This is a genomic window from Nocardioides sp. NPDC087217, assembly GCF_044744805.1.
Lineage (GTDB): Bacteria > Actinomycetota > Actinomycetes > Propionibacteriales > Nocardioidaceae > Nocardioides.
This window is the reverse complement of sequence record NZ_JBIUZB010000007.1, coordinates 208852-234539: the sequence shown is the minus strand read 5'-3', so window position 1 is coordinate 234539 and position 25688 is coordinate 208852. Positions and strand designations below refer to the sequence as shown.

The window sequence follows — 25688 nt, the reverse complement described above, 5'->3', positions numbered from 1 at the left end:
CGATCGGGTGCCGAGTCAAGGACCGCGAAGCGGCCGGCGAAGCCGGCGCCCGAAGGGCGTCCTTGACGCGGCGCACGATCGAGAAACACTCAAAGCAAGGGTCGGCGGCGAACCTGAAACGAAAACACAGTCACAACAGCGAGCTCTCCCGCGGAAGAGAACCGTGTTGGTCTCGACACGCCTCCGCCTAGCGGCTCCGACGGCTCGACCAGCGGGCGGAGAACGAGATCCACATATCCACCACTCCACCAGCCCCCACGGTCTCAGACCACGACCGATCACACCCCGCAGTGACCCGCGACCAGAACCCAGCAGCCGCACGATTCCTCTCCTGATAAGCCACACCCCACTCCCCCGGATACTCAGAGAGAACAGCCCGAGCAAACTGAAGCCCGATTCCACCCCGACGAGCCCCAGCAACGACAAAGAAGCTGTTCAAGATGCGTACGCGCTGGTCGGCATCCCGAACGAGAGCGAACCCGATGGGATGAACCCCGGCGGTGAGAATCCAGGCGCACCACCCAGGGTCGGAGCGAAGAGCCGCGTCGAGCCACTCGGACCGAAAGGTGCCGTCGGCGAAGGGAAGGGTGGAACTGTAGCCCGACATCTCGTGCCGGAAGAGCAGCCAGAGATGGCGAAGGGCGAGATGGTCCTCGGCCCGGGCGAGACGGGCGTTGAGGGGGCGAGGAAGGTCGAGGTCGGTGTGGAGGGTCGTCATACACGAAAGCCTCGGAGCGCGGTGCGCTCCGAGGCTTTCGGTCATTCTCTCATGCCATCCGGCGACGATCAGGCGATGTGGAAGTCGCTCACGTTGACGTCGACGGCCTCGACGTCGATGTCGAAGTAGTCCTCGACGGCCTCGATGACCTGGGTGCGGATGGTGACGGCGGTGGCCTTGACCGGGGTGCCGTACGCGATCACGTAGGACACGGTGATGGTGGCGACGTCGTCGGCGATGTCGACCACGGTGCCCTCGTCGTCGATGGCGTGTACGCCCTCGACCTTGGCCACGATGTGGTGGACCAGGCGCTCGACGAGGCCCTCGCTCACCGTCGACTTCCCGCGCTCCTCACGGGCGGCACGGGCGGCACGCAGTACACCGGTCAGGGTCGAGTCGGCGGTCGGCTCCGGCTCGACCACCGGCTCCGGCGCGAAGCCGGGGGCCGGAGTCTCGGACGCGATCTCCTCGGCCGCGTCGGGCTCCTCGACCGGCTCGGTCTCCTCGGTCACGGTGTCGGTGACCTCATCGGCGGGCGCCTCGGCGGAGTCGTCGGTCAGCGCCTCGTCGACGATCGCCTCGGTCTCCTCGACCTCGTCCTCGGTCTCCACCGGCGCCTCCTCGACGACGTCGGTCGGCTCGACGGCCGCCTCGACCTCCTCGGTGACCTCGGCCTCCACCGGTGCCTCATCGGCAGCCACCTCGTCGACAGCGATCTCCTCGGCCGGCGCCTCGTCCTCGACGGCGTCGACGATCTCCGCCTCGCCCTCGACCGACTCCGTCACGTCAGCAGCCTCATCAGCAGTCTCGTCGACAACCTCGTCGGCCGGCTCGACGTCGACCTCCACCGACTCGGCCAGGTCGGCCGACTCGACCGTCTCCTCTGCCTCGACATCGGTCGGCTCGTCCTCCACCTCACCGACGGTCTCCTCAGCCTCGACCTCGGACGCCTCACCCTCGTCCGCGGTCACCACGACGTCCTCGACCTCGGTCGGCTCCTCGACAGCGACCTCCTCGGCGAGCGCCTCGCCCTCCGGCTCGACGACGGTCTCCTCGGCCTCGTCGGCCTCGGTCACCTCAGCGACGTCCTCGGTCGCACCTTCGACGGCAACGTCCTCAGCGGCCGCCTCGGCGACGACCTCGGCGGCCTCCTCGGCGACGACCTCGTCCGCGGCGTCCGTCACCTCGGCGTCGGTGGCGTCGACAACGGCCTCGGTCTCGGCCGGCACCTCGTCGACCGGCGACTCCTCGGTCGGCTCCTCGACAGCGGTCTCCTCGACCTCCTCGGTGATCTCGGCGACGGGGGCTTCGGCGTCGACGCCCTCGAGCGGCGCCTCGTACGTACCCTCGGTCTCGACCGCCTCGGCCGAAACCTCGTCGACGGCCTCGATGGGCTCGGTCACGGCGACATCGCCGACGACGTCGCTGCCCACCTCGCCACTGATCTCAACAGTCTCGACGGCGAGCTCGGCCACCTCGGCGGCCGGAGCCTCCTCGGTGTCGGTGACGACGTGCTCGGGGTCGGAGAGCGGGTCGACCGAGGGGGCCTCGGCGAGGGGCTCGATGACGGTCTCGGCAACCGGCTCGGCAACCGGCTCAGCAACCGGCGGAGCCGGGGCCTCGGTGACGTACGCGCTGGCCTCGGGGGCGGCCAGGCTCTCGCCGTAGCCGGGGGCGGAGAGGTCGGTCGACTCGCCCTCCCCTGCCTTCGGCTGCTCGTTCTTGTTTCGGTTGAAGATGCCGCTGATGAAGTCGGACATGGCTTCGCATTCCTTCGAGTGAGGGGAGGGTTGTGGTCGAGCGCTCACAGCTGGGCGTGATGCTAGGGCTGGCACGCAGCAAGTCGGGTCGCGTGTCTGGGATTCCCTTGTCTTGTACCCCAACGTTCACCGACGCGAGGACCCCTTGTGTCAAACCTTCCGGGGACATTCGCCCGCCGTTCAGCCGACGTCGGAGACCCGCCGGAGCACGCGCTGTAGAACGACGGAAGAGCACGTACGTCACGACAGAACCGACCGGGGAGAGACGATGAATCCACTGCTGCTCCCACTGGTCGCCGCACAGGCCGCGTACGTCCATCGGACCATCGGAAAGGAGCCTCGTCCGGAGGGTCCGACGAAGGGTTTCGTGCCGGCGCCGACGGACGATGAAGCACCCAGCCCGCTGCGGCTGATGGTGATCGGAGACTCGTCCGCCTCGGGACGCGGCGCACCCACCCACGACCTCGCCTTCGCCGGGTCGATGGCGCGCGCGATCGCGAAGCAGACCGAGCGTCCGGTCGAGTGGCGGGCGCTCGGGAAGTACGGCGCGACCAGCGAGCGGATCCGACACGGCATCCTCACCAAGGTCACCGGCGAGTGGGATCTCGCCGTGCTCCTGGTGGGCGTCAACGACATCCTCGCGCGCCGCTCGGTCGAGGCCTGGACGCGGGATCTGACCGCGATCGTCGAGACCCTCCAGGAGCACGCAGCACACACCGTGCTCCCCGGCATCCCGGAGTTCGGCGCGTTCCCGTCACTCCCCCGCACCCTGCGGCGCTACCTCGCCGAGCGCGGGAAGGCGCTCGACGAGGCTGCGCGGCTGGTCTGCGCAGGGCGTACCTCGGTCCAGTGGGTCAGCTCCGCCGACCTCGGTCCCGCGGAGCCGTCCTTCTTCGCTGCCGACGGCTTCCACGCCTCGCCGGCGGGCTACGAGCGCTGGGCGCAGGCGATCTGCGACCACCTCGATCTCTAGCTGGGCACCACCAGCTGCGCGAGCGGTACGTGGTGCTGGCCCGCGTGGGTGTCGCGGTCGCGCAGCGAGCCCTGCGACACCGGGCGCGGGTAGGAGATCTTGACGACGTTGAGCGACGGGATCCGGAAGATCTGAACCGACCCGGGATCGACCCGGTAGAGACCGGCGACGACCTCCTCGTCGAGGAAGGTCTCGTCGGCCGCGATCCGGTAGCCCTCGGCGTCGCGCATGAACAGCTCCATCGTGATCCAGAACGGCCCGGCGTTCTTGGAGCGGACCTCGGTCGCGAGGTCTCCCAGGGTGGTCTCAGGCATCGTTCTTCTCCTCCATCTCGGTGCGGAACATGGCGGTCGGGGTGAGGCTGTCGACGGCATGGTTGAGCACGAACTCGTACGCAGCGCCCCGCTCGACCTCGGCCGGCGACCCGGGAAACGCCAGGCTGGGCAGGTAGTCCATGTCCTGGGCCGGCAGGTGCAGCATCAGCGGGTTGGCGACCTTGGCGACCGCGGTGGCCAGGGCCTGGTCGGCGGCCCGGACGAGCAGCATCACCCCGACCTCGCGCGGCGGCTCGGTGGACGGGTCGAGATCGTCGAGGACCGCGTTGTAGCCGTAGAGACGCAGGTCGTAGTCGTAGTCGTCCCTGGTCAGGCCGAGGGTCTGCTCGACCCGCTGGGTGAACACGACGTGCATCAGCGAGGCCCAGCCCTCGATGTCCTTCAGGATCAGCGGGTCCCGGATCGCGGAGAACGACATGGTCTCGTAGCCGGTGATCCGGGCGCCCTCGAGCTTGATCGTGTGCTGGTCCGCGTGATGGAACCGCGACCCCTCGACGCGCACCCGGCGCTCGTCGAGCGCGGTGTAGACGGCGTCGCGCACGTCCAGCGTGCCGTCAGGCTCCCGCATCTCGAACGGGTTCGCCGTCTCGTACAGCATGTGGGCGGCCACCGAGATCGGCGTGCACGCGGCGCTCTCGTCGAGCGGCTCGATGGTGAACCCGGTCCGGTCGATGGTCGCGAAGACCCCGCCCATCCGCGGGTTGGTCGTGCACTGGCCGCCGCACTCGACGATCTTGGCCGCGTGCCAGGTCGGGCCGGCGGGCATCCCCTTCAGCAAGGCGTACGCAGCGGCGTTGGCCGTGTCGGTCGCCCGCCCCGCCAGGACCACCTGAGCCCCGGCCGAGAGAGCCTCGGCGATCGGCTCGTGGCCCATCATGGCGACGATATGGGTGCAGTCCTCGAGGGTCGCGCCGTCAAGGTCGCCGAGCGGCGGCAGCGGGTGGATCCGGCCGGCCTCGAGCGGCTCCTTCAGGTCGGCGGCGCGCTGTTCGCTGTAGATCCGGGCGACCTTCATCGACAGGCCCTCCTCGGCGAGCAGGCCGTCGACGATCCCGGCGACCCAGTCGACGCCGTCGTCGGTGCCGCTGGTGCCGCAGGAGCCGACGATGAGCGGGATCCCCGCCCCGGCCGCTGCCCGGAGCAGGAGCCGCAGGTCGCGGGCGACCGCGGCGGCCGTGGTCTTCGGCTTCGAGGCACCCAGGTAGTAGGGACCGGAGTCGGTGGAGCCGCCGTCGACGGCGATCACGTCCGCTCCCAGCGCGATCCCACGGGTGATCGTCTCCTCCGGGAACCCGGCGCCGAGCATCCCGCTGGGCACCAAGATGCTGACGGAGTCAGGGTTGTCGCTGGTCATCTGTTGTTTCTCTCCTCGATCAGGTGGGCATTGACAGCATGTTTCGGGCAGCCCGCGAGCGCGTCGAGGAGCTCACGGGCTCCCTCGAGGCCGGCGGCCCGGCGGGCCTCGGCGGTCTGCCCGGCCAGGTGGGAGTGGACGACGATGCCGGGCACCCCGCGCAGCGGGCTCTCGGCCGGCAGCGGCTCCTCGGCGACCACGTCGAGCGCGGCCCCGGCGATCCGGCCCTCACGTACGGCGGAGACGAGCGCGTGCTCGTCGACGATCGCGCCGCGGGCGGTGTTCACCAGCACCGCCCGCGGCTTCATCAGCGCGAACGCACCCGCGTCGAGCATCCCCCGCGTCCGTGGGGTGAGCGCGGTGTGGACCGAGACGAAGTCGGCTTCCGCCAGCAGCTCGGGCAGCTCGACGAACCGGACCTCCGGGTCGGTCCGCTCGGCCTCGGCGACGGCGGTGGTGCACAGCACGCTCATCCCGAACGCCCGGGCCAGCGGTACGACCGCCCGGGCAGCGGCGCCGTAGCCGATCAGGCCCAGGGTGGAGCCACGCAGCTCGCGGCCGTCCTCGCGCGGCCAGCCGCCGGCCGCGACACCGGTCGCGCTCTCGACCAGCCGGCGGGAGGAGGCGAGGAGCAGCCCCATCGTGTACTCGGCGACCGCGTTGGCGTTGATCCCGGGCAGATTGCTGACCGTGACCCCGACGCGTGCGGCCGCTTCGACATCGATCGCGTCGTAGCCGACCCCGGTGCGTACGACCGCTCTGAGACGGTCCGCCGATGCGAGGACCTCCGCGGTGAGCGGGTCGTGACCGACCAGGGCGCCTTCGACCCCGGCGAGGTCCGCGACCAGATCCCCGGACCGGTGGCGGGTCTCGTGGCCCTGGGAGCGGAGAAGGTCGTCGACCTCGTCGCCGGGCCGCAGGTAGTCGGTGGTGATCAGGATCCGGGCCACCGCGCTCACACCGCCCGCTCGACGTCGCCGCGCCGCTGGAGGCGGTCGATCCGCACCACGATCGCGACCGCGACCGCCGCGACGACCGCGATGTCGAGCAGCATCGTCTGCCAGCCCAGGATGTCGACGGCCCCGCCGATCAGGGCCGGACCGAGGAAGGCACCGCTCTGCCAGCCCACCGCATAGAGCGCTGCGTACGTCCCGAAGACCCGCGCCGACGGCGCCAGGTTCCACAGCACGACGACGGCGTTGACCAGGAAGGCCGAGGCACCGGCGGCGCCGATGCAGAACGCCACCACGGTGCCGGTCGGTGTCTGCACCAGGGTGCCGAGGAGCATGGCGGCCGCGAAGATCGCCATCCCGGCGATCATGGTGCGCAACCGGCCGAAGCGCTCGGCGAACAGCGCGGTCGGATAGGCCGCGAGCAGGAACGCGACCCCGCTCGGCAGGGTGATCCCGCCCGCTTCGCCGCGCGAGAGCCCGAGGGTCTCCATGCCGTAGGGCGTGACCAACGCGCGCGAGCCGGCCCAGGCGCTGCCGAAGACCAGGATCGCCACGATCAGCAGCAGCCGGCTGCGGTCGGTGTCGCGCACGATCTCCCAGATGGTGTCGCGGATGCGCGCCTGGCCGACCGCCGTCGACTCCTCGGCGGCGTCCTCGGCCACCGCCGCCTGATAGCCGGGCGAGGAGCTGTCGCGGATCGAGAGGCACAGCACGGTGACCGAGACGAGGGTGATCAGCGCGATCACCGCGAAGGCGAGTGCCGGATGGTCGTCGACCAGCAGGATGCTGACCAGCGCTGCGACGATCACGGTGAGGCTGGAGGCGATCTTGACGGCGGCATTGGCCCGGCTGCGGCGCTCGGGGGCGATGAAGTCGGGCACCAGCGCCTCGCCGATCGGTTTGAACGAGTTCGAGACCAGAGCGAACGCGACGATGACGACGATCAGCAGCGGCAGCGAGCCCGCGGTGTGCGGCAGGGTCACGAACAGCAGCGCCGCGAGCGGCATGCCGACGGCGAGGTAGGGCATCCGACGGCCCCAGCGCGTACGGGTCCGGTCGGACCGGTTGGCCATCCACGGCTGGATGAAGATGCCGAGCAGGTTGTCCATCCCCATGATGAAGCCGACGAGGGCGGCGCTGGCCAGGTGGTCGCGCAGCAGCGGCGGCACCTGGCTGTCGTAGAAGTTCCACATCGACTCCTGGGCGAAGACCGCCAGTGCGACGAGGAGGGTGATCCGGCGGGGCCCGAGCTGCCGTGGTGGTGCGGTGGGGATGGTGGTGCTCACGAGACGGACCTCCGTGATCTCTGCATGGTCCCGGCTGGACTTGCGGACTGTGGCGGCGCTCACAGTAGTTTTGCTACAGCAAAACAGTCAAGAGGTGGCACTGTTGGAAAAGTGGCCTAGGATCAGGACCATGTCGATCTCCTCCCCCGAGACCACCCCGGAGACCACGACGGTCGCCGAACGCGTCTATCAGGCCTTACGCAGCCAGATCGGCTCCGGTGAGCTCGAGCCCGGCGCCAAGGTGACCGAGCGAGGCATGGCCGAGCGCCTCGGCGTCAGCCCGACCCCGGTCCGCGAGGCGATCCGGCGGCTCGAGCTCGACGGCCTCGTGGAGCGGGTGGGGCCGCGTACGACGCTGGTGGCCCGGATCGAGGAGGACGCCAGCCACGACCTGGCCGAGGTCGAGGTCGCGCTGCGCGGCCTGGCCGCCCGGTTCGCCGCGCGGCACGCGACCGACGACGAGCTCGACGAGCTCGACCGGCTGCTCGACGAGGCCGACGACCTGGTGATCCTGATCCGGGCACGCCATCGCGACGGCAAGCCGGTCGAGAAGCACGCCGACCGCTTCCTCGACGTCCTCGGCCGCTTCAACGAGCTGGTCAACGCCGCCGCCCACAACCCGGTTCTCGTACGCCTCCTCGAGCAGTCGCGCTCGCTGAGCCGGTCACGGCAGCGGGAGATCTCCCGGGCGCACCTGCTCGCCGGCGACGAGTTCGGCGCCGACCGCTACGCCGAGCACCGCGCCCTCGTGATCGCCCTGCGCGCCCGCGACGCCGTCGAGTCCGAACGCATCGTCACCGAGCACGCCGCCCGCGGACTCCTCGACCTGCGGCGCGAGCGCTAGGCCGTGGCAGGGGTCTTCACCGGCTTCGCCACGATCAGCGTCCTCATCGCCCTCGGCGCCCTGCTCGCCCAGCTCCGGATCCTGGACGAGCGCGGTCAGCGGACGCTCTCGACGGTGGCGTTCTACGTCGCCAGCCCGGCGCTGCTCATCACGGTCATGGACGACAGCGACCTCGGCTTCGTGCTCTCCGGCAACCTGGTCGCGGTCGCCGGCGGCGTGCTCGTCGCCGCGACGCTCGTGGCCACCGTCGAGACGCTGCGCCGCCGCGGTCTGGGCAACACGGTGGTCGCGGTCCTGTGCGGCTCCTACGCGAACGCCGGCAACCTCGGCCTGCCGATCGCGGCGTACGTCCTGGGCGACCCGGTCCTGGTGGCGCCGACGCTGCTGCTGCAGATGCTGGTCCTCCAGCCGCTGGCGCTGGTCCTGCTCGACGCCGACGCGAGCACCACGAAGCTGTCGTTCTGGGACGTGATCCGCCGCCCTCTGACCAACCCGATCACCGTCGCCTCCTTGATCGGGGTGGCACTCTCCGTCACCGATCTCGACCTGCCCACAGCGGTCTCGGACCCGCTGGAGCTGGTCGCCGGGATGGCGGTCCCGTCCATGCTGATCGCCTACGGCGTCGCGCTGCGGCTCGGCCCGCTGCCCGGCCGCGGCGTCCCTGCGCTCGACCTGGCCGCCGTGGTCGCGACCAAGCAGATCGTGCAACCGGTGGCGGCGTACCTCATCGGGCGGTTCGCGCTCGGCCTCGACGCCGAGGCGCTGCTGGCCGTGACCGTGCTCTCCGCGCTGCCGACGGCCCAGAACGTGTTCGTCGTCGCGCAGCGCTACAACCGCGCCACCCTGCTGGCCCGCGACGTCATCTTCGTCAGCACACTGGCCACGGTGCCCGCGATCCTGCTGGTCGTACTGCTGCTCACCTAGCCCCGACGTCAGCGCCCGAGCCGACGAAAGTCCCTTGCGGCGGCATCTCTTCGGGCGTACCCTCGCGATATATCGGGACACTACGCCGACAGTCGATGCAGCTTTCACAAGGGAGATGACATGAGCAACCTCGACAACCTGCGGGTGAGCGAGGCCGATCGGGAGGAGGCGTCGGCGAGGCTTGCCGAGCACTACTCGACAGGCCGGCTCACCGACGACGACTACTACGAGCGCCTCGACGCGGTCTGGTCCGCGAAGGTCCGCGCCGACGTGGAGATGCTCTTCACCGACCTGCCGAAGAGCGCGCCGCAGGCACCGCAGGTCGCTCGCCGGCCGCGCCGGGGTCGCCCGCGAGCGTTCCCGCTGGTCGCCTGCTTCCTGCTCGTCGCGATCGGGCTGGTCGTGATGGGCGTGCCGTGGTGGGTCTTCGCCGCGATCGCCGTCGGAGCCATGGTCTTCCGCAACGGACCCCACCGCTCCCGCCGTTGTCACCAGCACATGCGTCATTCCGCGCACTGAATTCCGGATTCCGTGGCCGCCACCCGGGCACACCACTAGGTTGTGCCGCGGTCGCTACCCCCACAGCCCATGAGGAATCCCGATGAGTCGCTCCCCCGCCCGCACCGCGCGCCGCGGTCTGGCAGCCGCACTCGTGCTCGCCCTGCCGCTCGCGCTCGGCGCCTGCGGCGGTGGCGAGTCCACCGATGAGGGGGCCGGCGGCGCCACCGAGATCACCGTCGGCGTGATCCCGATCGTCGATGTAGCCCCCATCTATCTGGGAGTGGAGAAGGGGTTCTTCAAGGCGGAGGGACTCGACGTCGACCTCGAGCTCGCCCAGGGCGGTGCCGCGATCATCCCCGCCGTGGCCACTGGTCGATACCAGTTCGGCTTCTCCAACACGACCTCGCTGCTCCTGGCCCAGACCCAGGACCTCCCGGTCAAGGTCGTCACCGCCGGCGTCAACGCCACCGACGACCCGGCGGCCGACATGGCCGGTGTCCTGGTCAGGGCCGACAGCGACATCACCTCCCCCAAGGACCTGGAGGGCAAGAAGGTCGCGGTCAACACGCTCAAGAACATCAGCACGACCACTACCAACGAGCTCGTCCGCCAGGACGGCGGCGACCCGACCAAGATCGAGTACGTCGAGCTGGCCTTCCCCGAGATCGGCCCGGCCATCGAGAAGGGCGACGTCGACGCGGGTCAGGTCGTCGAGCCGTTCCTCACCATCGGCACCCAGGGCGGCATGACCGACCTCGGCTCCAACTTCGTCGCCGCCGACCCGGGCCTCGCGGTCGCGGAGTACTTCACCTCGACGGACTATGCCGACTCCGACGCCGACACCGTCGCGGCCTTCACCCGTGCGATGAACGAGTCGCTCGACTACGCCCAACAGCACCCGGACGAGGTCAAGAAGATCCTGCCGACCTACACCGACATCGACGGATCAGTGCTCGCCGAGCTCAACACGCCGCAGTGGACCTCCGAGATCGACGCCGCGTCGATCCAGAGGCTCGCGGACCTCTCGAAGGCCGACGGCCTGTTCGCCAAGGACCCGGACGCGGACGCCCTGCTTCCCTGACCGTCGCCGGTCACTCGACCGCAGGCGCGATGATCCAGACCGCCGCGTCGGTGGGCAGGTCGCCCACGATCGGGTCGCCGCTGTACATCACGATCTCACCCTCGGGAAGCGGCGTCGGCTCCATGCCGCAGTTGAGCACGACGATCAGGTCGGTCCTGGTGTCGGGGGAACCGCCGACGCCGCCACGCCGGAACGAGACCACACCCTCGGGCGCGTCCAGGATCTCCACGTCCTCGTCGGCACCGAGCGCGAAGGCCCGTCTCGCCGCCAGCGCCGCCCGGTAGAACTCCAGCGTGGAGTCCCGGACACCGTTCTGGGCAGCCACGGTGAGGTCGACCCACTCGGCCGGCTGTGGCAGCCACGGCTGAGTCGGCAGGTCCTCGTCGGGCACCTGGCTGAACCCGAAGGGCGGCTCGAACCCGCTCCACGGCAGCGGCACCCGGCAGCCGTCACGACCACCCTCACCGGTCTCCGACCACGGATCCTCCTGATACTCCGGCGGTAGATAGACCTGGGGCAGGCCCAGCTCCTCCCCCTGGTAGAGGTACGCAGACCCCGGAAGCGCCAGCATCGTCAGTGTCGCCGCGCGAGCCCGGTGCAGCGCCTGCAGTCCGTCGCCATAACGCGAGCGGTGGCGTACGACATCGTGGTTGGACAGGACCCAGGTCGGCGCCGCCCGCGAAGGACCGAGCGCCTTCAGCGTCGACCCGATGACCTCGGTGAACGCCTCGGCCGACCAGGGCGCCTGCAGCCAGGAGAAGTTGAACGCCTGGTTGAACTCGTCGGCACGTACGTAGCGCCGCAGCTCCGCCGGGCCAGGGGTCCAGGCCTCGGCGACCATCATCCGGTCGCCGTCGAAGGAGTCGATCAGCTTGCGCCAGGCGCGGTAGATCTCGTGGACGGCCAGGTTGTCCCACATCGGGGCGTCGGTGACGCCGCGCTCGTACATCACCGCGGCGTCGGAGGTCGGCGCGAGCCCCTCGGGGACGACCTGGTCGCGCAGCTCCTTGATAAGCCCGTGGGCGATGTCGACCCGGAAGCCGTCGACGCCCCGGTCGAGCCAGAAGGTGAGAATCTTGGTGAACTCCTCGACCACCTCGGGGTTGTGCCAGTTGAGGTCGGGCTGGTCGTCGTCGAAGAGGTGGAGATACCACTGCCCGTCTTCGATCCGCGTCCACGCCGGACCACCGAAGACCGAGCGCCAGTTGGTCGGCGGCTCCTCGCCGTTCTCGCCGCGACCCTCGCGGAAGATGTAGCGGTCCCTCGCCGGCGACCCGGGTTCAGCCGTGCGCGCCTCTAGGAACCACGGATGCGCCGAGGAGGTGTGGTTGGGGACCAGGTCGACGATGACCTTCAGGGCGAGCTCGTGGGCGCGCGCGATCAGATGATCGGCGTCGGCCAGCGTGCCGAAGATCGGGTCGACGTCGCAGTAGTCGGCGACGTCGTAGCCGTGGTCGTTCTGCGGCGAGGTGTAGAAGGGGCAGATCCAGATCGCGTCGACACCCAGCGCGGCAAGGTAGTCCAGGTGGTCGGTGATCCCCTGCAGGTCACCGAGCCCGTCGCCGTTCGAGTCCGCGAACGAACGCGGGTAGATCTGATATGCGACGGCTTCGCGCCACCATGGCTGGTCCACGTGGACCCCTATCTCGTCGGTTGGCCACCAGTACCCCGATCTTGTCGATGTGATGCTCGGGGTTGTCAAACCGGGCAGCCCACCGTGCGCCGAGATTTACGGCGGAATCGGCGCTTGAAACGCCGAATTAACGGGGTTACCCGAAGTCGGCCTGTGACATGTAGGCTTGTCGGCGTTGAAGGAGGCGTCCCCACGCGCTTCGCGGTTGCTCTCGGTGACCGTTCGTGCAGCACTTGGTCTTCCGCAGAAGCAGAAATCAGGACTCGTGGATTCAACGCCCAAAGGGCGGCACGGAGTCGCCCTGTGTACACAAGGATTAGATTCATGACTCAGGGAACCGTGAAGTGGTTCAACGGCGACAAGGGCTTCGGCTTCATCGCCCAGGACAACGGGGGCGACGACGTCTTCGTGCACTTCTCCGCGATCCAGACCCAGGGCTACAAGACCCTGGACGAGAACCAGCGCGTCGAGTTCGACGTCACCCAGGGCCCGAAGGGCCCGCAGGCCGAGAACGTCCGCCCGGTCTGACTTCGGCTTTCAAGGCAGCCCCGCTCCTGCTTCGGCAGGGCGGGGCTGTCCCCCTTTTGCGGTCCTTGCCTACTCGGGAAGCTTGGTGACGTCGACCCAGCCCCGGGCCTCGCTGATCGTCTCCAGGTCGCCGAGGGTGAGCGCGATGGTCGTGTTGGCGCTGCCCGCGGCCGGGTAGACCATGTCGAAGCGCTTCAGCGAGGCGTCGAGCCACACCTCGGCCGACGCCGGGTTCCCGAACGGGCAGACGCCACCGATCGCGTGTCCGGTCATCGGCTCCACGTCCTCGGCGGCGAGCATCCGCGCCTTGGTGCCGAAGTGGGCCTTGAACTTTGCGTTCGCGATCTTGGCGTCGCCGGCCGCGACGATGAGGATCGCGGCGCTCCGGTCCTCGGTGTAGAGGCTGATGGTCTTGGCGATCTCCGCCGGCGAGACCCCGAGAGCGACCGCGGCGAGCTCGACGGTCGCCTTCGACTCCACCGACTCGATGATGTCTCCACCGCGTCCGAATCGGTCCAGGTGGGTGCGGGCCAGCTCGATCGACATGAACCTCACCCTAGCGGCGCGTCCCGCCGCCGAAGGAGTCGGCGACGGCGCGGTCGGTGAAGATCCGGTACTCCATCGGCGAGGGCGACCCGAACGGCGAGTCCGGCACCGCGCCGCAGACGATCACCAGGTTGCCGGCGCGGCGGCCCTTCATCGTCGCCGGCTCGACACCGACGACCATGTCGCCGAGATCGCGGGCCGCCGCGATGAAGTCACGCGCCTGAGGGAACGGCGCCCGGTCGACGAGGTTGGCCACGAAGACCCCGGAGGGGGCGAGCACGCGGCGTACGTCCTCCACGAAGGCGGCGGAGGTGAGCTCGTCCGGGGTGCGACCGCCGTCGAAGGCGTCGAGGATCACCAGGTCGGCGAAGCCGTCGCGTACGCCGCCGATGCCGCTCTTCCCGTCGACGGGGCGCACCTTGATGCCGCTGCGCGGCGGGAGCGGCGCCTCGGTGCGTACGCGCTCGATGACCTCGACCGACGGCTCGAGCACGATCTGCGAGGAGCGCGGCCGGGTCGCGTGGACGTAGCGCGCCAGCGTCATCGCGGCACCGCCGATATGCAGAACTCGCACTGGCCCTGGAGGCAGTCGGTCGATAACATCCCCGATACGCCTCATGTAGTCGAACACGAGGCGGGTCGGATCCCCCAGATCGACCGCCGACTGCTGCATCGCGTCGAGCTCGAGCACATATACATCGTCGGCCATAGCGGAGATACCCTACCCCCCACATGGAAATGGGGGACCTGTTCCTCTACTGTGACCTGCGCGACAACGACACCATTGCCCGCTATGGATGCATCTCGGATACCCCTTGGGGCATCCACGCATGTTTCCAGATCTACTTCGCCGATCCCCCACACCCCGTCCGGCGAGGAACGAGAGGAAGTCAAAGCAGCGTGACAAGCATCGAAGAAGTCACGATCGGGGCGTTCAGCCAACCCCTGGTCGGGATGTCGTTCATCATCTCCGTACTCGGCTCATGGGTCGGTCTGACCTGTGCGACCCGCGCGCGCCGGCGCGGTGCGGGCACCGGCGCCTGGCTCTGGCTGTTCGGAGCGGCCGCCTCGATCGGCGGCGGCGCGATCTGGTCGATGCACTTCATCGGCATGCTCGCCTTCGACAGCCACGTGGCGTACGCCCTCGACGTCGGCACCACCCTCATCTCGCTCGCCGTCGCGATCATCGCGGCGATGGTCGGCATGCTGATCGCGACCGCCATGCGGGGCAACGCGGGCTACATCGTCGGTGGCCTGGTCACCGGAGCCGGCGTGTGCGCGATGCACTACACCGGCATGTACGCCATGGACATGAGCGCCCAGATGGTCTGGAAGCCGGCCGTGGTCGTGGCCTCGGTCGTCATCGCGCTGGTCGCCTCGGCGCTCGCGCTCTTCTTCGCCTTCAACGTCACCACGCGGCTGATGCGCGTGGGCGCTGCCGTCATCATGGGCATCGGCGTGTGCGTCATGCACTACACCGGCATGCTCGCTCTCGAGATCCACAGCTCCCCCGACGACAAGCTCGGGCACGTCAGCGGTGCCGACCCGGTCTACCTGGCGATGCCGATCTTCGCGATCTCGGCCGGCATGCTGATCGTGATCGGCTTCGCCACCATGTTCGCGGGCATCAACGACGATCTCGAAGACCCGTGGAACCCGGACCGGCGGCAGGTGACCTCCGACTCCGGCGCCCACGCGATGGTGCCGCAGCGGCCGGCCCTGGGGCAGTCCTTCTCCGGTCACGAGCCCGACCTGCTCCAGCAGCCGCGCCAGCCGCTGCAGCCGCTCCCGACGCGTCAGCCGGCCGCCTCCGGCAGCCCGCAGGCGAACCAGGCGGCGGGCGAGGGCATCGGCAGCATGTTCTCCCAGCGCCCGCAGAACCCGGGCCAGCGTCCGCAGCGTCCGACCCAGCTGCGCCCGCAGAACGGACGTTGGACGCCCCGGCCCTACGCTCAGCAGCCCTCCAACGGCTTCCCGGAGCGGCGGACGGACCTGTTCAACCCGCAGGGTGGACAGCCCGGCGAAGAGGCGACCAACGAGCCGCCGGCTCAGCCGCAGCCTCGGGCGCCGCGCAATCCGGGCTGGCTGCCGCCGCGCAACGACAACAACCTCTAGGCCGAGTACATCTGGGGCTACTCCCAGAAGACGCGCTCGACCACACCGTGGGCGAGGCGGGTCATCCGCAGGTAGTCGTTGACCAGCTCGTCGGTCGCGCCCGCCGGATAGCCGAGGATGGCCGCGACGGCGTGCTGCTCGACGGGCCCTGCGGGCAGCGAGTCCGCCGGGCGGCCGCGCGCGAGCGTGACCGCGTTGCGGACCCGGCTGACCATCCGCCACGCCTCGATGAGCGTCTCGGCGTCGTCGGCCTCGATCAACGAGGCGTCGCGGGCGGCCTGCAGCGCCTCGACGGTGCGTGGCGTACGCAGCCCCGGGACGGCGTACGCATGCCGCATCTGCAGCAGCTGGACGGTCCACTCGATGTCGGCGAGCCCGCCGCGGCCGAGCTTGAGATGGGTGTTGGGGTCGGCGCCGCGGGGCAGCCGCTCGTGGTCGACACGGCCCTTGATGCGGCGCACCTCGATGATGTCGTCCTCGCTCAGCCCACCCTCGGGGTAGCGCAACGGGTCGATCATCTCGGTGAACGCCTCGCGCACCTGCGGGTCGCCGACGACGGCGTCGGCGCGCAGCAGCGCCTGCGACTCCCAGATGCCCGACCACTTCGCGTAGTAGGAGGCGTACGCCGGCAGGGTCCGCACCAGCGCGCCCTGCCGTCCCTCGGGGCGCAGGTCGGCGTCGATCTCCAGTGGCGGGTCGGCACCCGGCAGGGCGAGCAGCCGGCGTAGGTCGGCGATGACCTTGAGCGCGAACTGGGTCGCCTCGCCCGGGTCGGCACCCTCGACGGGCTGGTGGACGAAGAGCACGTCGGCATCGGAGGCGTAGGAGAGCTCGAATCCGCCGTAGCGGCCCATCGCGATGATCGCGATCCGCGTTGGCGGCCCGTCGATCCCACGGGCGGCGACCTCCTCGGCCACGACCGTGCGCAGCGAGGCCTCCAAGGTGGCGTCGGTCAGCCGGGACAGTGCAGCGCCGATGGTGTCGATCCCGGCCTCACCGAGGAGCTCGGCGGCCGAGATCCGGAACAGCTCGCGGCGGCGGATGGCCCGGATGTGGCGTACGGCCTCCTCGGCGGAGGTGGTGGTGCGCCGGCGGGCTGCGCGGGCGACCATCTCGTCGGTCAGCGCCTCGGCGGAGAGCGGCGCGAGATCGTGACCCAGGAGGCGCAGCGCCTCGGGCTCCCGCTCCAGCAGCGCCGTCGTGTAGCGCGAGGTGGACAGGATCGTGGCGAAGTGTTGCGCGACCAGGCCCTCGTCGCGCAAGGAGCGCAGATACCAGGGAGTGGCGCCGAGGGCGTCGGAGATCCGGCGGAACCCGAAGAGCCCGGCGTCGGGGTCGGAACCCTCGGAGAGCCACTCCAGCATCACCGGCAGCAGCGCCCGCTGCAGCGCGGCGCGCCGGGAGACGCCCGTGGTGAGCGCCTCCAGGTGCCGCAGCGCAGCCTTGGGGTCGGCGTATCCCAGCGCGGTCAGCCGCTCCTCGGCCGCCTTCGCGGAGAGGTGGGCCTGGCCGGACGGGATCCGGGCGACCGCGTCGAGGAGCGGTCGGTAGAAGAGCTTCTCGTGGAGGCGGCGTACCTCGATGCGCTGGTGGCCCCACTCCTTCTCCAGCCGCACCACCGGGTCGCGCAGGTAGCCGAGCGAGCGCGCCAGCCAGCGCAGCGACTCCTCGTCGTCGGGGACGACGTGGGTGCGTCGCAGCCGGTAGAGCTGGAGCCGGTGCTCCATCCGCCGCAGGAACGCGTAGGCCTCGTGCATGGCCTCGCCGTCCTCGCGCCCGACATAGCCGGAGCGGGTCAGCGCCGCCAGCGCGGAGAGCGTGGTCGGCTGGCGGATGCCGGTGTCGGTGCGGCCGTGGACCAGCTGCAGCAGCTGCACGGCGAACTCCACGTCGCGCAGCCCACCGGCGCCGAGCTTGAGCTCGCGGTCGGCCTCCCGGGACGGGATGTGGGCGATGACCCGACGCCGCATCTTCTGGGTGTCGGAGACGAAGCCGTCGCGATCGGCGGCCTTCCAGACGAACGGGTTGACGGCATCGACGTAGGCCCGGCCCAGGGCGAGGTCGCCGGCGGCCGGCCGGGCCTTGAGCAGCGCCTGGAACTCCCAGGTGCTCGCCCAGCGCTCGTAGTAGCCGACATGGCCGGCGATCGTGCGAGAGAGCGCGCCCGCCTTGCCCTCGGGGCGCAACGCGGCGTCGACGGGCCAGATGGTGCCCTCGCCGGTGTGGGCCGAGCAGACCTGGATCAGGTTGCTGGCGAGCTGGGTGGCGACTCGCAGCGAGACGTCGTCGCCGACACCGTCGGCGGCCTCGTGGGCGAAGATCACGTCGACGTCGGAGACGTAGTTGAGCTCGTGGCCGCCGCACTTGCCCATCGCGACGACGGCCAGCCGGACCTTGTCGGCATCCGATCCCACCCGCGCTCGGGCGACCGCGAGCGCGGCGTCGAGGGTCGCGCAGGCCAGGTCGGAGAGCTCGGCGGCGACATCGTCGACCGGGAGCTGGTGGGCCAGGTCGCGGGCGGCCAGCCGGAGCAGCCAGCGGCGGTACTCCACCCGCAGCGCGTCGACCGCCTCGGCGTCCGGGACCGTGGCCACCGGGCATTCATCACCCGGCTTCGCGCCGACCGCCTCGAGCAGCGAGGCCCGAAAGACGTACGCAGGGGGCCTGGTCGTGCCGAGGGTCGGGTCGGCCAGCTCACGCCAATGATCGGGATGGCGGGCCAGGTGGTCGGTCAGCGCGGGCGAGGCGCCGAGCACCGAGACCAGCCGCATCGCGGTGCCCTCGTCGCCGGCGAGCTCCTCGACGAAGCCGTCGCCCTGGGACTCGGCGAGCGTGACCAGACCGGCCAGCGCCGCGTCGGGGTCGGCCGCCTGACCCAGGATCGCCAACAGCTCATGGGTGCCGGGGCCGAGACCTGCCAGATGGGCCAGGGCCGTGTCCGGGTCGTTGAAGCCGAGCCGGAGCAGCTCGCCCTTGCCTGGCAACGTCATGGCCCCGATTCTGTCACCTGGGTGACGTCACGCGCTCCAGGGCCTGGGGGTCGGGATGACCCCTCCACGGCTGCCGCCAGGAGCCACGGCGGCACTGCGTTCACGGACCAGGCGAGCGAACCCGAAAGCCAGCGGCTGCCAGGTCTTGATCAGCTCCTTCTCGGCGAAGGTGGCCGTCGCGACGACGTCGTCGACGCTGCGTCCGATCTGCTCGAGCTCCTCGACCGACTCCTCGGCCCAGACCGCAACCGCGGCGGCGTCGACCTCGGGGTGGAACTGCACGCCCCACACGGTCGGAGCGAACCGCGCCGCCTGGACCTGCCCGTCGATCGAGCTGGCCAGCTGGACGGTGCCCTCGGGCAGCCGGCCGACCACGTCGCGGTGCCAGTGCATGGCGCGGTCGTCGCCCGCCAGCAGGCGCATCAGCGGGTCGAAGAGCACCTCGGGCTCCCAGGTCACCTGGTGTACGCCCACGGTGAGCCCGAACGGGCTGCGCTCCACGGTGCCACCGAGCGCCATCGCGGCCAGCTGGTGGCCCAGGCAGATCCCGAGCGTCGGGATACCGGCCTCTGCGGCCTGCGCGATCCGCTCGCGGGTGACCTGGAGCCAGGGGTGCTCATCGTCGGAGTCGGCGTCCATCGAGCCGCCCATCACGAGCAGCCCCGAGTAGGAGGCGTCCAGCGACGAGAGCGGCGGGATCGGCTCGGCGTACGCGCGACAGACGTCGACACACATGCCCGCCTCAGCCAGCCAATGACCGAACAACGCCGGCGGCACTGTCTCCTCGTGCTGGATCACAAGCACTCGGGGAAGACTCAACGACATCACTCCCACTCTCCCGTTCGATCCAGTGTGGCAGCACCGGATCGGAAGTGTGGAATCGGGCTTGAGTTTCCTTGACAACCAGTTTGCGGACTCAGATGACCGGCAGCATCCGGGAGCGCTCGTAGGCGGTCACCTGCTCGCGGTAGGCGGCCCACTCGGCGCGCTTGTTGCGCAGGAAGAAGTCGAAGACGTGCTCGCCGAGGGTCTCGGCGAGGAGCTCGGAATCCTCGGCCATCCCGATCGCCTCGTCGAGGTTCTCCGGCAGCGGGTCGATGCCGAGGCTCTTGCGCTCGCGCTCGGTCAGCGCCCATACGTCGTCCTCCGCCTCACGCGGCAGCTCGTAGCCCTCCTCGATGCCCTTCATGCCCGCCGCCAGGATCACGGCGAAGGCCAGGTAGGGGTTGCAGGCGGCGTCGAGGCTCCTGACCTCGATGCGGGTCGACTGGCCCTTGAGCGGCTTGTACATCGGCACCCGGACCAGCGCCGAGCGGTTGTTGTGGCCCCAGGCGACGTGAGCCGGCGCCTCTCCCCCGCCGATCAGCCGCTTGTAGGAGTTGACCCACTGGTTGGTCACCGCGGTGATCTCGCCGGCGTGGCGGAGCACGCCGCCGATGAAGCTGCGACCGGTCTTGGAGAGCTGGTATTCGGCGCCCGGCTCGTAGAACGCGTTGGCGTCACCCTCGAACAGGCTCAGGTGGGTGTGCATGCCCGAGCCCGGGTGATCGGTGAACGGCTTGGGCATGAAGCTGGCCCAGATGCCCTGGCTCAGCGCCACCTCACGGATCACCGTACGGAAGGTCATGATGTTGTCGGCGGTGCTCAGCGCATCGGCGTAGCGCAGGTCGATCTCGTTCTGGCCCGGCCCGCCCTCGTGGTGGCTGTATTCGACGCTGATCCCCATGGCCTCGAGCATCGTGATCGCCTCACGCCGGAAGTCGGCGCCCATCGACTGGGCGGTGTGGTCGAAGTAGCCGCTGGAGTCGACCGGGGTCGGCTCGCTGCCGTCGCGCGGGTTGTCCTTGAAGAGGTAGAACTCGATCTCGGGGTGCGTGTAGAAGGTGAAGCCCTTCTCCGCGGCGTTGGACAGGGTGCGCTTGAGCACGTAGCGGGGGTCGGCGTACGACGGCGAGCCGTCGGGCATCACGATGTCGCAGAACATCCGGCCCGTGGCCGGGCCGTCCTGGCGCCACGGCAGGATCTGGAAGGTGCTCGGATCCGGCAGGGCCAGCATGTCGGCCTCGGTCACCCGCGCGAACCCCTCGATCGCGCTGCCGTCGAAGCCGATGCCCTCCGCAAAAGCGCTCTCGAGCTCGGCCGGCGCCACCGCGACCGACTTCAGATAGCCGAGCACGTCGGTGAACCACAGCCGCACGAAACGTACGTCCCGCTCTTCGAGTGCCCGGAGCACGAAGTCCTGTTGCTTGCCCATGCGTGAACACTAACGGTCCGACGTTACAGGCGGGATCTCCGCGTCACGGTCAGCGGCCGGGACCTCTGAAGATCGAGATCACCAGCGCCACCCCGAACCCCGCCAGCGCGGCTCCGAGGATCGACCAGGCGGTGCTCGTGCCGCCTCCGCCGAGATAGCCCATGCCGGTCAGCGCCAGCGTTCCGCCGGCCAGGAGAAGCACGGCGGCCACCAGGATCCCAAGAGCCTTACCCACAGTCATGACACCGCAATCTAGGTGATGACCAGGGCGAGGGTCACCAGCGAGGTCATCCAGGAGACGAAGCTGCCGACCAGGAAATATTCGGTCACGTCGTTGATGCTCGGCCCCTCGTGCTCACCGCGGAACGACTGCAGCTCCGGCCAGCGGATCAGGCCCTTGGCCGCGACCACCAGGCCGGCGGCGGCCAGGTTGCCGGTGAGACCGAGCCCGAAGATCGTCAGTCGCTCGAGCGGACCCAGGAGCCGGCCGCCCTTGAGATTGTTGCCGTCGACACCGTCGAGCGGGTTGGCCACCTTGGCGACGTCGAGGACGAGCTGCACCACGACGTTGCCGGTCGAGACCTGGACCAGCAGGCCACCGAAGACGAGCAGCACGGCCTCGGGGCGCGCCGCCTCGACCCAGACCCAGGGCGCCTGCTCCGCCCACGCGGCGACCGGTCCGCCGACCTCGCCGGCCACCGGGGCCAGCAGGATCCCGACGAAGATCGCCCCGCCGAGCAGAGCCAGCGGGATCCCCGGGTGAGGATTCTTGTCCGAGCCCTGGGGCGGGTGGGCCAGGAAACCCCACAGCACGGTGATCCCGGCGATCACGATCACGGCAGCCAGGTCACCTCCGAAGAGGGCCGAGAGCAGGCCGAAAGCGATCACCGCGGCTGCCCCGATCGCCTCGGGGACCCAGCGGATCCGCTTGAACGGATCGATGATCGAGTGGGCGAAGTCGACCGTCCCGACCCCGATCAGCAGCAGCGCTATCCAGCTCATGCCGCGCTCACCGGACCTTCCCCAACAGCTCGTCGGCGCGCACGATCACGGCGATGCCGTCGCGGCGGACACGCTGGGAGACCGCGGAGGGGGTGATGTCGAGATCGGCGGCGATGGCCTTCTGAGGCATGGCGGAGAGCATGCCAGAAAGCACCGACACCGAGGACCGGTCCAGACGAGAAAAGAGCTCGTCTCGCGAGACCAGAGCAGCGTTGACCGCGGCCGGGTCCGGCGCGCCCGCGTCCTCCGCCGGCTGATACCAGGTCCGTACGCTGCGGGAGGCCGCCTTGTTCTCGGCGTTCTCCGCCGTCTCGATCGCCGCCCGCGCGGCCCACCACCCCGGTCCGTCCTCGACCCGGGGGTCGTCGCTGAGCACCCGGGTGGCGCCCCAGCTGATGCCATGGCGTACACCGACCACGGGGTCGAGCGCGATCCGCAGCCGGAACGTGGCCTGGATCGCGGCGCCGACGGTCTCGAAGGCTCCCTGATACTCGTCGCCGACCGTGATCCGCAGCGGGGTGACCGGCTGCCACGTCTCGTTGATCTCCTCGACAGCCTCGGCGAACGCCGCGTGGACCTGCGCGCGGTCAGTCTTGGTGCGCGAGCCCACGAGGTCGCCGATCACGGTCGCCACAGAAGCCATGTGAAGATCTTACCTTCATTCTGATGAGATGAAGGTATTTGCTTTATTCGATTCGGGTGAAGCCATCTCCTTCAGCGCGAGGCCGCAGGCATGATCCCTACTCGACGGGAACCCGGGCCTCGATCTCGGCGAGCCAGGCGGCCGGGGAGGCGTCCGAGGGCATCCGCCAGTCGCCGCGGGGCGACATGGTGCCGCCGTTGGAGACCTTGGGACCGTTGGGCAGCGCCGAGCGCTTGAACTGGTTGGCGAAGAAGCGCTTCACGAAGACCTCAAGCCAGGCTCGGATCTCCTTCATCTCGTACGCCGTCCGCTTCCCCTCCGGGAACCCCGGGGGCCACTCGCCGGCCTCGACGTCGTGCCAAGCGTTCCACGCCAGGAAGGCGATCTTCGAGGGCGTGAAGCCGTTGCGCACGGTGTGGAAGAGGGTGAAGTCCTGCAGGGCGTACGGCCCGATCTTCTGTTCCGTCGACTGCAGCACCTCCCCCGGCACGAGCTCGGGCGAGATCTCCTGGTCGAGGATCTCCTGGAGCACCTCGTCGGCGGTGCCGTCGAACTGCTCGGTGGTGATCACCCAGCGGATCAGGTGCTGGATCAGGGTCTTCGGGACGCCCGCGTTGACGTTGTAGTGCGACATCTGGTCGCCGACGCCGTACGTCGCCCAGCCGAGCGCGAGCTCGGAGAGGTCGCCGGTGCCGAGGACGATGCCGCCGCGCTGGTTGGCGATGCGGAAGAGGAAGTCCGTACGCAGCCCCGCCTGGACGTTCTCGAAGGTGACGTCGTAGACCGGTTCGCCCTCGCCGGCCGGATGGCCGATCTCCTTGAGCATCTGGGTGGCCGTCGGGCGGATGTCGAGCGTCTCGTAGGTCGTCCCGAGCGCCTCCATCAGCTTGATCGCGTTGGACTTGGTGTCGTCCGAGGTGGCGAAGCCGGGCATCGTGAACGCCAGGATGTCGCTCGCCGGCCGGCCGAGCCGCTCCATCGCCTTGGCGGCGACGATCAGCGCATGGGTGGAGTCGAGCCCGCCGGAGACGCCGATGACGATCTTCGTGTCCGGGCCGATCGACTGGAGGCGCTTCTCGAGCCCGGAGACCTGGATGTTGTAGGCCTCGTAGCACTCCAGCGCGAGCTTCTCCGGGTCGTCGGGGACGAACGGGAACCGGTCGACCTTGCGCCTCAGACCGTCACCGGTCAGCGGCGGTGCGAGCTCGAACTCGATCTCGGAGTGGAAGGTGCCCTCGGCGCGGCGGTTGTCGTCGAAGGTGCCCTGCCGGATCCGCTCGGCGCGGATCCGCTCCAGGTCGACGTCGACGACGGTGCGCCGCGGCCCGTCCGGGAACCGCTCGGTCTCGCCCAGCAGCTCGCCGAGCTCGTACGCCATCGTCTGCCCGTCCCAGGACAGGTCGGTCGTCGACTCGCCCTGGCCGGCGGCGGTGTAGACGTACGCCGCCATGCACCGCGCGCTCGCCGACTGCACCAGGAGCCGGCGCGCGTCGGAGCGGCCGACCGTGATCGGGCTGGCGGAGAGGTTGAGCAGCACGGTCGCGCCGGCCAACGCGGCCTTGGCGCTCGGCGGCACCGGGACCCACATGTCCTCGCAGACCTCGACGTGGAAGACGAGATCCTTGACGTCGGTGCACCGGAAGAGCAGCTCGTTGCTGAGCGGCACCTCCTCGCCGCCGAGCATGATGGTGCCGTCGGCGCCGTCGCCCGTGCCGTACCACCGCTTCTCGTAGAACTCGCGGTAGGTCGGCAGGTAGGTCTTGGGCACCACGCCGAGCACCTCGCCGCCGTGGATCACGACCGCCGTGTTGAGCACCCGGTCGCCGTGGCGCAGCGGGGCGCCGACGACGATCACCGACAGCAGCTCCTCGGAGGCCACCACGATCGCGCTGATCGCGGCGTGCACGGCATCGAGCAGCGTCCGCTGCAGGACGAGGTCGTCGATCGAGTAGCCCGAGAGGCAGAGCTCGGGGAAGACCGCCACCGCGACCCCCTCGTCGGAGCACTCGCGCGCCTGGGCGATCACCTCGCGGGCGTTGGCCGCCGGGTCGGCGACGGAGATCGGGATGGTGCACGCCGCGACCCGCGCGAAACCATGGGAGTAGGCGGAGTAGAAGTCCACACCCGGGAGTCTAGGCGCTACCCAGCCACCCGATGCCCGCCGCCGACCGCGTACGGCCTCAGGACAGGTCGCGGATGCGGATGTTCCGGTAGGAGACCACGTCCGGGGTGCTGCCGTGCGCCTGGACCCCGACGTGACCGGTCAGCCCGCGGCTGCTGGAGTCGGGGTCGTTCGGACGACCGGGGAACGGCAGCCCGGGCAGATTCTCGAACTCGTTGATCACGACACCGTTGCGGATCACGGTGTAGTGCTGGCCGACGACGCGGATCTCGAGATCGTTCCAGGTGCCCTTCGGGGTCGGTCGCGCCTGCGCCAGGGTCAGGTCGGCGAAGCCGTAGATCGACCCGGTCTTGCGGGGGTCGTTGCCGCCACCCTCCGGCGAGTCGTTGACCTGGATCTCGTGGCCGCAGTTGACCGCGATCCAGGAGAGGTTGCCGGTCTCGCTGCCGTTGAACGTGGTCGGGCACCCCTCGACCGGACCCCACAGCTCGGGGAAGCGCACCTGGACGCCGCTGTTCCCGCGGGCCGTCCCGGGTGCGTCGTCGCGGAACTGCAGTCGCAACGAGAAGTCTCCGTACTCCTGTGCCGGGTACCACAGGGTTCCGAACCCGCCACCCGCGCCGGCACGGCTGCGGATGGTGCCGTCCGCCACCAGGTCGAACCCACCGTCGCCGGCGTAGGCCCAGTCGTCGAAGGAGTCGGCCGAGCCGTCGAAGAGCCAGTCGTAACCCTCGACCTTCCCCACCTGCGAGCGGGCGGCAGCGGACTGCAGCCGGCTGGCCTCGGCGCGCGTGACCTCACCGGTGACGACCAGATCGGCGGTGACGCTGCGGACGTGCGTCACGAAGGCCCCGTGAGTCGGCCACGTCCGCTCATCGTCGATGACGTCGTTGATGGTGCAGCCGGAGCGCAGGGTGCTGTTGGCGACGCCGCTGTCGAGATCGAGGAAGACCACGCTCGAGCGGGCATCGGGCGCCGGGCAGGTTGCGGTCGTCGAGGGCGTCTCGGCAGGAGTCGCGGAGGCGGCTCCGACCGCACCGCCCAGGCACAGAGCGGTGATCCCGAGAACGGCCGACCCGACGGCGAGCCGGGTCCGGGTGCGGCGTGAGGGGAGGAAGTGGGACAT

The 25688-nt window shown here is 69.9% G+C and carries 23 protein-coding genes; 7 read left to right on the top strand and 16 right to left on the bottom strand.

Annotated elements, in window-relative coordinates; translation table 11 throughout:
• Positions 1 to 786: 786 nt before the first annotated feature.
• On the bottom strand, positions 787 to 2478 hold the full coding sequence (locus ACIO3S_RS25990; protein ID WP_400468853.1) for a hypothetical protein: 1692 nt from the start codon (positions 2476 to 2478) through the stop codon (positions 787 to 789).
• A 268-nt stretch (positions 2479 to 2746) separates the two neighbouring features.
• Between ACIO3S_RS25990 and ACIO3S_RS25985 the strand changes: the two genes are divergently transcribed.
• The gene (locus tag ACIO3S_RS25985; protein WP_400468851.1) at positions 2747 to 3451 is read left to right on the top strand and encodes an SGNH/GDSL hydrolase family protein; all 705 of its coding nucleotides are present in this window, start codon (positions 2747 to 2749) and stop codon (positions 3449 to 3451) included.
• Here ACIO3S_RS25985 and ACIO3S_RS25980 read toward each other — a convergent pair.
• The 4 genes from ACIO3S_RS25980 to ACIO3S_RS25965 are packed head-to-tail and all read right to left on the bottom strand — an operon-like array spanning position 3448 to position 7379.
• Positions 3448 to 3765, bottom strand: coding sequence for a DUF4387 domain-containing protein (locus ACIO3S_RS25980; protein ID WP_350842838.1), 318 nt, complete (start codon positions 3763 to 3765; stop codon positions 3448 to 3450). The two genes, ACIO3S_RS25985 and ACIO3S_RS25980, sit on opposite strands and share 4 nt — an antisense overlap.
• Entirely contained in the window at positions 3758 to 5140 is a 1383-nt protein-coding gene (locus ACIO3S_RS25975; RefSeq protein ID WP_400468849.1) for an acyclic terpene utilization AtuA family protein, read from the bottom strand. The genes ACIO3S_RS25980 and ACIO3S_RS25975 overlap by 8 nt, the downstream gene beginning before the upstream one ends.
• Positions 5137 to 6099: a phosphoglycerate dehydrogenase gene (locus ACIO3S_RS25970; protein WP_400468847.1), complete on the bottom strand. Its 963-nt coding sequence runs from the start codon at positions 6097 to 6099 to the stop codon at positions 5137 to 5139. Before ACIO3S_RS25970 ends, ACIO3S_RS25975 begins: the two co-directional genes overlap by 4 nt.
• Positions 6096 to 7379, bottom strand: coding sequence for an MFS transporter (locus ACIO3S_RS25965; protein WP_400468845.1), 1284 nt, complete (start codon positions 7377 to 7379; stop codon positions 6096 to 6098). The genes ACIO3S_RS25970 and ACIO3S_RS25965 overlap by 4 nt, the downstream gene beginning before the upstream one ends.
• Positions 7380 to 7509: 130 nt before the next feature.
• Here ACIO3S_RS25965 and ACIO3S_RS25960 point away from each other — a divergent pair, with 130 nt between their 5' ends.
• From ACIO3S_RS25960 to ACIO3S_RS25945, 4 genes are all read left to right on the top strand, one after another.
• Positions 7510 to 8223, top strand: a complete 714-nt coding sequence (locus ACIO3S_RS25960) for a GntR family transcriptional regulator (protein ID WP_400468843.1) — start codon at positions 7510 to 7512, stop codon at positions 8221 to 8223.
• Positions 8224 to 8226: 3 nt separating this feature from the next.
• Complete coding sequence (locus ACIO3S_RS25955) at positions 8227 to 9147, top strand: AEC family transporter (RefSeq protein ID WP_350716116.1); 921 nt, start codon at positions 8227 to 8229, stop codon at positions 9145 to 9147.
• A gap of 120 nt (positions 9148 to 9267) precedes the next feature.
• Positions 9268 to 9666: a DUF1707 domain-containing protein gene (locus tag ACIO3S_RS25950; RefSeq protein ID WP_160022170.1), complete on the top strand. Its 399-nt coding sequence runs from the start codon at positions 9268 to 9270 to the stop codon at positions 9664 to 9666.
• Positions 9667 to 9748: 82 nt separating this feature from the next.
• A complete protein-coding gene (locus ACIO3S_RS25945; protein ID WP_400468840.1) occupies positions 9749 to 10729 on the top strand; it encodes an ABC transporter substrate-binding protein in 981 nt (326 codons plus the stop codon).
• 10 nt (positions 10730 to 10739) lie between these two features.
• Here ACIO3S_RS25945 and ACIO3S_RS25940 read toward each other — a convergent pair whose 3' ends face one another.
• On the bottom strand, positions 10740 to 12362 hold the full coding sequence (locus ACIO3S_RS25940) for a glycoside hydrolase family 13 protein (protein ID WP_400468838.1): 1623 nt from the start codon (positions 12360 to 12362) through the stop codon (positions 10740 to 10742).
• Between the two features lie 324 nt (positions 12363 to 12686).
• On the opposite strand from ACIO3S_RS25940, the gene ACIO3S_RS25935 reads away from it, so the two are divergent.
• Positions 12687 to 12890, top strand: a complete 204-nt coding sequence (locus ACIO3S_RS25935; protein WP_008357755.1) for a cold-shock protein — start codon at positions 12687 to 12689, stop codon at positions 12888 to 12890.
• Positions 12891 to 12959: 69 nt separating this feature from the next.
• On the opposite strand, the gene ACIO3S_RS25930 is transcribed toward ACIO3S_RS25935, so the two are convergent.
• Positions 12960 to 13436, bottom strand: a complete 477-nt coding sequence (locus tag ACIO3S_RS25930; protein WP_400468836.1) for a YbaK/EbsC family protein — start codon at positions 13434 to 13436, stop codon at positions 12960 to 12962.
• Between the two features lie 10 nt (positions 13437 to 13446).
• Positions 13447 to 14145 carry a spermidine synthase gene (locus tag ACIO3S_RS25925; RefSeq protein ID WP_400468834.1) on the bottom strand — a complete coding sequence of 233 codons (699 nt, stop codon included), beginning with the start codon at positions 14143 to 14145 and terminating at the stop codon, positions 13447 to 13449.
• 191 nt (positions 14146 to 14336) lie between these two features.
• On the opposite strand from ACIO3S_RS25925, the gene ACIO3S_RS25920 reads away from it, so the two are divergent.
• Positions 14337 to 15551, top strand: a complete 1215-nt coding sequence (locus ACIO3S_RS25920; RefSeq protein ID WP_400468832.1) for an MHYT domain-containing protein — start codon at positions 14337 to 14339, stop codon at positions 15549 to 15551.
• Between the two features lie 17 nt (positions 15552 to 15568).
• On the opposite strand, the gene ACIO3S_RS25915 is transcribed toward ACIO3S_RS25920, so the two are convergent.
• The 8 genes from ACIO3S_RS25915 to ACIO3S_RS25880 all read right to left on the bottom strand — a co-directional run bounded on the left by ACIO3S_RS25915 (position 15569) and on the right by ACIO3S_RS25880 (position 25688).
• Entirely contained in the window at positions 15569 to 18541 is a 2973-nt protein-coding gene (locus ACIO3S_RS25915; RefSeq protein ID WP_400468830.1) for a bifunctional [glutamine synthetase] adenylyltransferase/[glutamine synthetase]-adenylyl-L-tyrosine phosphorylase, read from the bottom strand.
• Positions 18542 to 18568: 27 nt separating this feature from the next.
• Positions 18569 to 19345, bottom strand: coding sequence for a type 1 glutamine amidotransferase (locus tag ACIO3S_RS25910; protein WP_400468828.1), 777 nt, complete (start codon positions 19343 to 19345; stop codon positions 18569 to 18571).
• A 112-nt stretch (positions 19346 to 19457) separates the two neighbouring features.
• A complete protein-coding gene (gene glnA / locus ACIO3S_RS25905) occupies positions 19458 to 20795 on the bottom strand; it encodes a type I glutamate--ammonia ligase (RefSeq protein ID WP_160022154.1) in 1338 nt (445 codons plus the stop codon).
• Between the two features lie 49 nt (positions 20796 to 20844).
• Complete coding sequence (locus tag ACIO3S_RS25900) at positions 20845 to 21036, bottom strand: hypothetical protein (RefSeq protein ID WP_400468825.1); 192 nt, start codon at positions 21034 to 21036, stop codon at positions 20845 to 20847.
• Between the two features lie 11 nt (positions 21037 to 21047).
• Complete coding sequence (locus tag ACIO3S_RS25895; protein ID WP_400468823.1) at positions 21048 to 21797, bottom strand: hypothetical protein; 750 nt, start codon at positions 21795 to 21797, stop codon at positions 21048 to 21050.
• A 7-nt stretch (positions 21798 to 21804) separates the two neighbouring features.
• Positions 21805 to 22440 carry a SatD family protein gene (locus ACIO3S_RS25890; RefSeq protein ID WP_400468821.1) on the bottom strand — a complete coding sequence of 212 codons (636 nt, stop codon included), beginning with the start codon at positions 22438 to 22440 and terminating at the stop codon, positions 21805 to 21807.
• 97 nt (positions 22441 to 22537) lie between these two features.
• The gene (locus ACIO3S_RS25885) at positions 22538 to 24562 is read right to left on the bottom strand and encodes an NAD(+) synthase (protein ID WP_400468819.1); all 2025 of its coding nucleotides are present in this window, start codon (positions 24560 to 24562) and stop codon (positions 22538 to 22540) included.
• A gap of 58 nt (positions 24563 to 24620) precedes the next feature.
• Positions 24621 to 25688, bottom strand: coding sequence for a DUF1080 domain-containing protein (locus ACIO3S_RS25880; RefSeq protein WP_400468818.1), 1068 nt, complete (start codon positions 25686 to 25688; stop codon positions 24621 to 24623).

What these genes read in the sequence shown, in the direction of transcription:
- ACIO3S_RS25990 (WP_400468853.1), bottom strand. Translation starts at nt 2,478, where the DNA reads ATGTCCGACTTCATCAGCGGCATCTTCAACCGAAACAAGAACGAGCAG.
- ACIO3S_RS25985 (WP_400468851.1), top strand. Translation starts at nt 2,747, where the DNA reads ATGAATCCACTGCTGCTCCCACTGGTCGCCGCACAGGCCGCGTACGTC.
- ACIO3S_RS25980 (WP_350842838.1), bottom strand. Translation starts at nt 3,765, where the DNA reads ATGCCTGAGACCACCCTGGGAGACCTCGCGACCGAGGTCCGCTCCAAG.
- ACIO3S_RS25975 (WP_400468849.1), bottom strand. Translation starts at nt 5,140, where the DNA reads ATGACCAGCGACAACCCTGACTCCGTCAGCATCTTGGTGCCCAGCGGG.
- ACIO3S_RS25960 (WP_400468843.1), top strand. Translation starts at nt 7,510, where the DNA reads ATGTCGATCTCCTCCCCCGAGACCACCCCGGAGACCACGACGGTCGCC.
- ACIO3S_RS25950 (WP_160022170.1), top strand. Translation starts at nt 9,268, where the DNA reads ATGAGCAACCTCGACAACCTGCGGGTGAGCGAGGCCGATCGGGAGGAG.
- ACIO3S_RS25945 (WP_400468840.1), top strand. Translation starts at nt 9,749, where the DNA reads ATGAGTCGCTCCCCCGCCCGCACCGCGCGCCGCGGTCTGGCAGCCGCA.
- ACIO3S_RS25935 (WP_008357755.1), top strand. Translation starts at nt 12,687, where the DNA reads ATGACTCAGGGAACCGTGAAGTGGTTCAACGGCGACAAGGGCTTCGGC.
- ACIO3S_RS25930 (WP_400468836.1), bottom strand. Translation starts at nt 13,436, where the DNA reads ATGTCGATCGAGCTGGCCCGCACCCACCTGGACCGATTCGGACGCGGT.
- ACIO3S_RS25925 (WP_400468834.1), bottom strand. Translation starts at nt 14,145, where the DNA reads ATGGCCGACGATGTATATGTGCTCGAGCTCGACGCGATGCAGCAGTCG.
- ACIO3S_RS25915 (WP_400468830.1), bottom strand. Translation starts at nt 18,541, where the DNA reads ATGACGTTGCCAGGCAAGGGCGAGCTGCTCCGGCTCGGCTTCAACGAC.
- glnA (WP_160022154.1), bottom strand. Translation starts at nt 20,795, where the DNA reads ATGGGCAAGCAACAGGACTTCGTGCTCCGGGCACTCGAAGAGCGGGAC.
- ACIO3S_RS25900 (WP_400468825.1), bottom strand. Translation starts at nt 21,036, where the DNA reads ATGACTGTGGGTAAGGCTCTTGGGATCCTGGTGGCCGCCGTGCTTCTC.
- ACIO3S_RS25895 (WP_400468823.1), bottom strand. Translation starts at nt 21,797, where the DNA reads ATGAGCTGGATAGCGCTGCTGCTGATCGGGGTCGGGACGGTCGACTTC.
- ACIO3S_RS25890 (WP_400468821.1), bottom strand. Translation starts at nt 22,440, where the DNA reads ATGGCTTCTGTGGCGACCGTGATCGGCGACCTCGTGGGCTCGCGCACC.
- ACIO3S_RS25880 (WP_400468818.1), bottom strand. Translation starts at nt 25,688, where the DNA reads ATGTCCCACTTCCTCCCCTCACGCCGCACCCGGACCCGGCTCGCCGTC.